The sequence below is a fragment of the Paenibacillus residui genome, from assembly GCF_042677205.1.
Lineage (GTDB): Bacteria > Bacillota > Bacilli > Paenibacillales > NBRC-103111 > Paenibacillus_L > Paenibacillus_L residui.
This window is the reverse complement of the sequence record NZ_JBHTIU010000058.1, coordinates 1-6795: the sequence shown is the minus strand read 5'-3', so window position 1 is coordinate 6795 and position 6795 is coordinate 1. Positions and strand designations below refer to the sequence as shown.

General features: G+C 49.7%; 6 protein-coding genes and 1 pseudogene. 3 read left to right on the top strand and 4 right to left on the bottom strand.

Features of this window, described 5'->3' with window-relative positions; all coding sequences use genetic code 11:
* Both ACFQ03_RS16470 and pxpB read right to left on the bottom strand, forming a co-directional pair.
* Window positions 1–376: 5-oxoprolinase subunit C family protein (locus ACFQ03_RS16470; RefSeq protein WP_379289489.1), on the bottom strand; the 376-nt coding region annotated here is incomplete at its 3' end.
* On the bottom strand, window positions 373–1140 hold the full coding sequence (pxpB, locus tag ACFQ03_RS16465; protein WP_379289487.1) for a 5-oxoprolinase subunit PxpB: 768 nt from the start codon (window positions 1138–1140) through the stop codon (window positions 373–375). The genes pxpB and ACFQ03_RS16470, both read right to left, overlap by 4 nt.
* A gap of 275 nt (window positions 1141–1415) precedes the next feature.
* On the opposite strand from pxpB, the gene ACFQ03_RS16460 reads away from it, so the two are divergent.
* Complete coding sequence (locus ACFQ03_RS16460) at window positions 1416–1739, top strand: hypothetical protein (RefSeq protein ID WP_313960611.1); 324 nt, start codon at window positions 1416–1418, stop codon at window positions 1737–1739.
* A 338-nt stretch (window positions 1740–2077) separates the two neighbouring features.
* Here ACFQ03_RS16460 and ACFQ03_RS16455 read toward each other — a convergent pair whose 3' ends face one another.
* The gene (locus ACFQ03_RS16455; protein ID WP_379289484.1) at window positions 2078–2257 is read right to left on the bottom strand and encodes a YjfB family protein; all 180 of its coding nucleotides are present in this window, start codon (window positions 2255–2257) and stop codon (window positions 2078–2080) included.
* A 317-nt stretch (window positions 2258–2574) separates the two neighbouring features.
* Here ACFQ03_RS16455 and ACFQ03_RS16450 point away from each other — a divergent pair, with 317 nt between their 5' ends.
* A complete protein-coding gene (locus ACFQ03_RS16450) occupies window positions 2575–2781 on the top strand; it encodes a GapA-binding peptide SR1P (protein ID WP_379289482.1) in 207 nt (68 codons plus the stop codon).
* Entirely contained in the window at window positions 2774–5419 is a 2646-nt protein-coding gene (gene ppdK / locus ACFQ03_RS16445) for a pyruvate, phosphate dikinase (RefSeq protein ID WP_379289480.1), read from the top strand. Before ACFQ03_RS16450 ends, ppdK begins: the two co-directional genes overlap by 8 nt.
* Window positions 5420–6203: 784 nt before the next feature.
* On the opposite strand, the pseudogene ACFQ03_RS16440 reads toward ppdK, so the two are convergent.
* Window positions 6204–6795: pseudogene (locus ACFQ03_RS16440) on the bottom strand (transposase); the annotation flags it as partial.

Genomic DNA, 6795 nt, shown 5'->3' with positions numbered 1-6795 from the left:
GCACGCGGGGAGCCGCGATGCCGCCTGCCACGGCGAGGTACGCGCGGCAGCCGCTCCGGCAGCCGCCGAAGCGGAGCGTGCCGCCGCGTTTGACGTAGACGGGCCGCCAGGCCGGCACGGCATCGCCGTCGATGGAGGGGGACAAGTCCCCTCCGCAGATGGCGATGAGCGCATCGGTGTCGAACCGGAGGGCCGGGCCCGTCAACGTCATTTCCAGGGCGGCAGCGTCCTCCGCGTTGCCGACCAGCGCGTTGGCCGTCCGCAAGGCGAAGGCGTCCATGGCGCCGCCGACCGGCACGCCGTATTTCTGGAAGCCGGCCCGGCCTTTGTCCTGGACGGTCGTGAAAAGTCCGGGTTGCAGAACATGCAAGCTCATGATCGACGTCTCTCCCATTGTTTGTATTCTGAGGCCGTAATCGGCTGAAAGCGGACCGTATCCCCGGCTTGAAGCCGCGTGGGCGGGGATTCCTCCGGGTTAAACAGGGCTAGCGGAGAACGGCCGATCAGCCGCCAGCCGCCCGGAGTGGGGAGCGGATATATCCCCGTTTGAGTGCCGGCGATGCCTACCGAGCCCGCCGGGATCACAGGTCGAGGGGCAGACAAACGGGGAGCCGCAATTCGCTCCGACATTCCGCCCAAGTAAGGGAACCCGGGAGCAAAGCCGATCATATAGACACGGTAATCTCTGCCGGAGTGAATAGCGATTACATCCTCGGTAGTGAGCCCGTTCAGAATCGCAACGTATTCGAGATCGGGGCCGTACTCTTCCCCGTAGCAGACGGGAATGGTCACTACCCTGCGGTGAACCAGAGGTTCAGCTTGATGGCTTTCCGTTCGGGCAGCCGCTTCCCGGACCCATTCGCATACCGCCAAATACGGTGAAAGGACGTTTTGACCCGCGGATTGAACCGCTTGCTCAGGACAGGACACAGTATACGGGTCATAATAAACCGCGAGCGTGTTGAAAGCCGGGACGACCTCAATCAAGCCGGGAAAAGACCGGGCTTCCAGCTCCGCCGCCAAAGACAGGACCTGATGATGGATATCCGGGTCAATGCGGTCCCCCAGCTCCACGAGAACGGCGGATTCGCCAAGCGGGAAGATCCGAGGATAGGGGGGTGGGAATAATTCGGGAGTCAATACGGTCCCTCCTTGCGTATATAATCCTAATATCTACCCTCTACGATACAACCTAACGGATCGTCCCGGCAACCCGTAATTCATGCGGGCTGGAGGGTAGGGGAGTGGTCATGGCGATGTTCGGGTTGCACCCCCCGTCGGACCCTCCGTTGTTTGTCACGTATGTTCTCGGATGGGGAAAAAAGACAAGCCTTCGTTTTTTCTGTATGATTCGAACCTTTCTCTAGGCATTGGCATAGAATGCAAGGGAAAGTGACAAAGATCGGAGGCTGTAAATGATGAATGTGGAACTTGTTAGCCGGCAAACTGTTTACCAGGCGGATGCGGAACGGGTGGAAACGATCAAATCCATCCGCAGCAAGGTTCGGATGATCTGTGGGCAATGCATGCAAAGACCGGTTCGTGTCGAAATGATCGACGGGCATGTTTATGAAGGGACAATTGTCCATATGGACAACGGACATCTTTATTTAAGCGTCCCCCAATATCCTTCCATGCAGCGGTCATTCTGGAATCCGTATTACAACGCTTACGCATATAATAATGTCATCCTTCCGTTAGTCCTTTACGAATTGTTGGTCATTACCTTGTTGTCGTAATAATGGGAAATTCACCCGGGGAGCATGTGGGGAAGAATCGAAATTAAAGAAACGGAGTATAGAAATAAAGCATTGTTCAATTTGAATGGCAAAAGAATTGTGATCTACAATGCAACGGTGATTACGAAAAAAAACATTTTATTCCGGGTGGAGGGAGCCTATGAGAGGCTTCCATCTATCCGGTTTTTTGTTTTTTGCCCATTTGGTTTGCACGCGAGATATACAAAGAAGAATAAAAATCAATAAAAAAATCGCTCCTTTCATAAAAAGAAGCGACTTCGCTGCTCCAAAGAGCGATTGGATAACCCTAAGATTTTTAAGTGCCGGGCAGCCGTTGATTAAATACGAATGTCCAATTTATGGCCCAAATCCGGATGGATGCTTGTGGTTTCCATCATCTGTGAGATCGTTTGGCCCTGCTGCTCGGCCTGATCTTTGGACATGCTCAGCAGACGAATCCCGACGGATTGAGACAATGATGCCTGGCTGAGTACTATAGATAGGGCTGCTATATCCATGTAAACCCTCCTCGTTTTGGATTTCATAACTAATATCGGTCTTTTGGCGTTAAAAGTGAAATCACGGGGAAAAAAGAATCGAATGCTTTTGACTCAGGCCCAGTTATGTCGGGGCTCCGATTTTAATTGAGAGCATTCATGAAGGCTGGCGGACAAGAATAGATGAATTTACAGAAAAAAACGTAATAAAAAATGATTAAATTTATATATTGCGTCATATAAATGATTAATGTATTATAATACTAAAAATATGACGTCATATATTAAATTATAGTACTCATAATTCTCTATCTGACAAATAGGTTTAGAGCGACAAAATGCTGGGAAGGGGAATGTGTGTGGAACATAATATGGGTTTAACGGAAAAGACGGCTGGCGTATTTCCTTTGGAACTCGGTACTATTTTATGTCGAAGCTGCGGCAGAATTATAGGAACGGTGCCTACAGAGGGTGTCCGAATGTTCTACACGGAATGCAATGAAGGAAATTGCAACCGGGTTGGAGGAGTCGAAGCGGATGAATAACAATAAATGGGTCTATCGTTTTCAGGAAGGCAGCAAGACAATGAAGGAACTGCTTGGCGGCAAAGGAGCTAATTTGGCGGAGATGACAGGCATCGGTCTTCCGGTGCCTCCCGGATTTACCATAACTACGGAGGCATGTCGTGCTTTTTATTTGGGGGGGTGTGCTCTTCCGGCAGACTTGATGGAGCAGGTCGTTTCTGCACTCCAAGCTGTGGAAACCGAAACCGGCCAACGATTTGGCGATCTTGAGAATCCGCTCCTGGTATCCGTCCGTTCAGGTTCGGTCGACTCGATGCCTGGAATGATGGATACGATTTTGAATCTCGGGCTTAACGATGATACGGTGAGAGGCTTGGCCGAGTCTACGGGGGATGAACGTTTCGCATACGATTGTTATCGCCGCCTTATCCAAATGTACGGAAATGTTGTGCTTGGAATACCTTTAGTTCATTTCGAAGAACGGTTGGATTTCATGAAAAGAGAGATGGGCTGTACCGAGGAAGGAGAAGTAACGGCAGAAGGCTGGCGAAGATTAATCGAAAATTACAAAACCCTCATTCAACAAGAAACTTCGGGGGCGTTCCCGCAGAACGTCATGGAACAGCTTGAGAAAGCGATTGAAGCGGTGTTCAGGTCGTGGAACAACTCCAGAGCGATTATTTACCGAAAAGCCCATCGGATACCGGATGAAGTAGGGACTGCGGTTAATATCCAGTCGATGGTTTTTGGGAATAAGGGGGATGATTGCGGAACCGGAGTCGTGTTCACCCGAAACCCGGCTACAGGGGATAAAATGCTTTTTGGCGAATATTTAACCAATGCACAAGGAGAGGATGTAGTTGCCGGAATCCGAACCCCGCTTCCTATACGCCGTATGGAACAACAAATGCCTGATTTATATCGTCAGCTTACAGAGCTGGCCGATAAATTGGAGCGACATTACAAAGATATGCAGGATATCGAATTTACGGTGGACAAGCAGAGGCTTTACATATTGCAGACCAGGGGAGGCAAAAGAACGCCGCAAGCCGCTATGAGAATTGCGGTACAAATGGTTGAGGAAAAGATCATCACTAAAGAAGAAGCATTGCTGCGAATTGACGAAACCCATCTTAACCAACTACTCCATCGGTCTTTCGATTCTTCCGCTGAATTAGATGTGATTGCTACAGGCCTTCCTGCTTCTCCAGGCGCCGCGTGTGGGCAAGTTGTCTTTGATCCAGACACCGCCGAGCAGTGGAAGAAGGAAGGCAAGCCCGTCATCCTTGTCCGCACGGAGACGACCCCGGAGGATATTCACGGGGTGATTGCGGCCGAAGGAGTGTTGACGAGCCGTGGAGGAATGACCAGCCATGCGGCGGTCGTGGCCCGCGGCATGGGGAAACCATGCGTATGCGGCTGCGAAGAGTTGAGCGTTGAGGACCGGGCGTTCAGAGCGGGTCAGCGTCTGATTCTTGAAGGAGATTGGATTTCGATCGACGGGGCGACTGGACAGGTCATTGCAGGGGCAATTCAGGTGAAGGAAGCGAAGCTTTCCTCCGAGCTTGAACAGATTTTACATTGGGCGGACGAGGTGCGCAAGCTTCGTATAATGGCGAATGCGGATAATCCGGACGATGCCCGCAAAGCCGGAATGTTTGGTGCAGAAGGCATCGGGCTGTGCCGGACTGAGCATATGTTCTTCGGGGCAGACCGCCTTCCGGTTGTCCGCAGCATGATTCTGGCAGAGAGCAGGGAAGAACGGATGAAGTGGCTTGCCCAATTGCTGCCAATGCAGGAGGAGGACTTCGCGGGTCTCTTTCGCGCGATGGGCGGTAAGCCGGTAACCATCCGTCTACTCGATCCGCCGATGCATGAATTTCTTCCTAATTTGGAAGAACTGCAGCAGCAATATTACAGGGCATTAGAACATGCCGATCAAGCGAATCTGGTTGAATTAGAGCAGTTGATCCGCAAAGTACGTTCGCTTCATGAAACAAACCCGATGCTGGGTCAGCGCGGCTGTCGCCTCGGAATCGTGTTCCCGGAAATTTACGAGATGCAGGTTGAAGCGATATTCCGTGCCTCGGCAGCATGTTTGTCGGAAGGGATTAAAGTCGCTCCCGAAATTATGATCCCACTTGTTGGCCATCCCCAGGAAATAAGGCATATGCGTCAGGTAGTGGACCTTGTGGCGGAACGGGTCCTTGGCAGGGAACAGAACGCCATACATTATAAAGTCGGAACGATGATCGAGGTTCCTCGCGCTGCATTAACTGCTGACCAGATCGCCGAGCATGCAGACTTTTTCTCCTTTGGGACAAACGATTTAACTCAAATGACGTTTGGATATAGTCGTGATGATGCCGAAGGAAAGTTTTTAAACCATTATCTTGAGCAAAAGCTGCTTCCGCATAATCCGTTTCAAGTTCTTGATCGGGAAGGTGTCGGGCAACTGATCGAATGGGCACTGGCAAAAGGCAAAACGGCAAACCCCCTATTAAGAACAGGAGCTTGTGGGGAGCACGCCGGTGATCGCTCTTCAATTATGTTTTTCCATGCCGCCGGCCTGGATTATATCAGTTGCTCACCGTATCGTGTTCCGTTAGCTCGGATAGCTGCAGCCCAAGCGCAGTTGCTGATAGAGAACGTGCGGTAAAAATATAAATATATTCAAATCGAAGGGGCTGTCCCAAAAATGTTAGCATAAAACGGGAAAATCCCAAAAATGAAGGCAAAAAGGACCTCAAATCCCACTCTGAGTGGGAACGGGGTCCTTTTTATCAGCGAAATTTAACTCTAGGTGGGGCTTGAAAAATCATAGATCGACTTATAAGAGAACCCCTTCTTTGGCTGTTATCCCAATAACTCAGGATTGGTTTACCTACTCCGATGCCTAAACGTATTTTGTTCCTAATGAAACCCTGGTTATTTATTTAAACCGTTAAAAGAACTATTTTCCCTGGACAATGAACCTGCGATGTTCCATATAAATAATCCGCGCGATCTTTTGCCCGGCCATATCCTGTGGTTTTGCCGATATTTCTAAGACAATATCTCTATTCTTAGCCCCTTTGACTGTTATCCCTTTCGCTCAGAAAATATAAGGCGCGACGTTCTGTTAGATAGTAACCATCAACGACCCCAACTAACCAAACTAACCAAACTAACCCAACCATTGCAACTTTGGCATTTCGTCAGAAATATCCCTGGATCAAATGTGCAACATTAATAAAGGAATAAATTTACATACATATGAAAACTAACTTATATTCCCCCTGACCACACATAAAAGCTCTGAATGCACATCAAACCCTGACTACACATAAAAGCTCTGAGCGCACATAAAAACCTGACTACACATAAAACCCTAAATGCACATAAACCAATCCCACCCCTGTGATCAAACCGAGTCATGGGGGATAGGATACTCTTTTCGATGTTTATGGCCTTTCCATCGATAGCCTTATACAAGCACGGGCGAGATGTTCAAAAATAGGGACGTTCTGCAACTGCTTATTCAAACGAAAACAGAATTCATCCAGGTAATGCTGTAAATACTTCGGTCCGATCCCATTAAATACTCGATTGGTCCAGGCTCTCGCTTTGCGCAAATAATTCCGCAGGGAAGGAACGCGTTGATAATGGTAGCGCCTCGTCTCGATATCCACGTCGATTGCATCCGGGCTGACATGCTCCTTGATGAAGTGCTCGCCCGCAGACCGATAGATTCTGCCATCCTCCATATCTTCCGGACGAACGGTTTTGATTTTGACCTGCTGAGGTACAGTTCCATTGCCCAAGGAAGCAACGACGAATACAGGCCTCTGTTCGGGATAGAGCCCTAAGACCGATGCAGCACTGCGGAAAGGGCGATGAAAGGCTGTGCCCCCCTTCACCACACCGGTAAGCGGCTGCTTATGATCTGCTTGAGACAAAGCTTGGCGAATCTTGTGAAGGATCGCCCAAGCGGTTTTATAAGTGACCTGCAGGAATGAACTGAGCTGAACGGCATTCGTGCCTCGCTCGGTATTG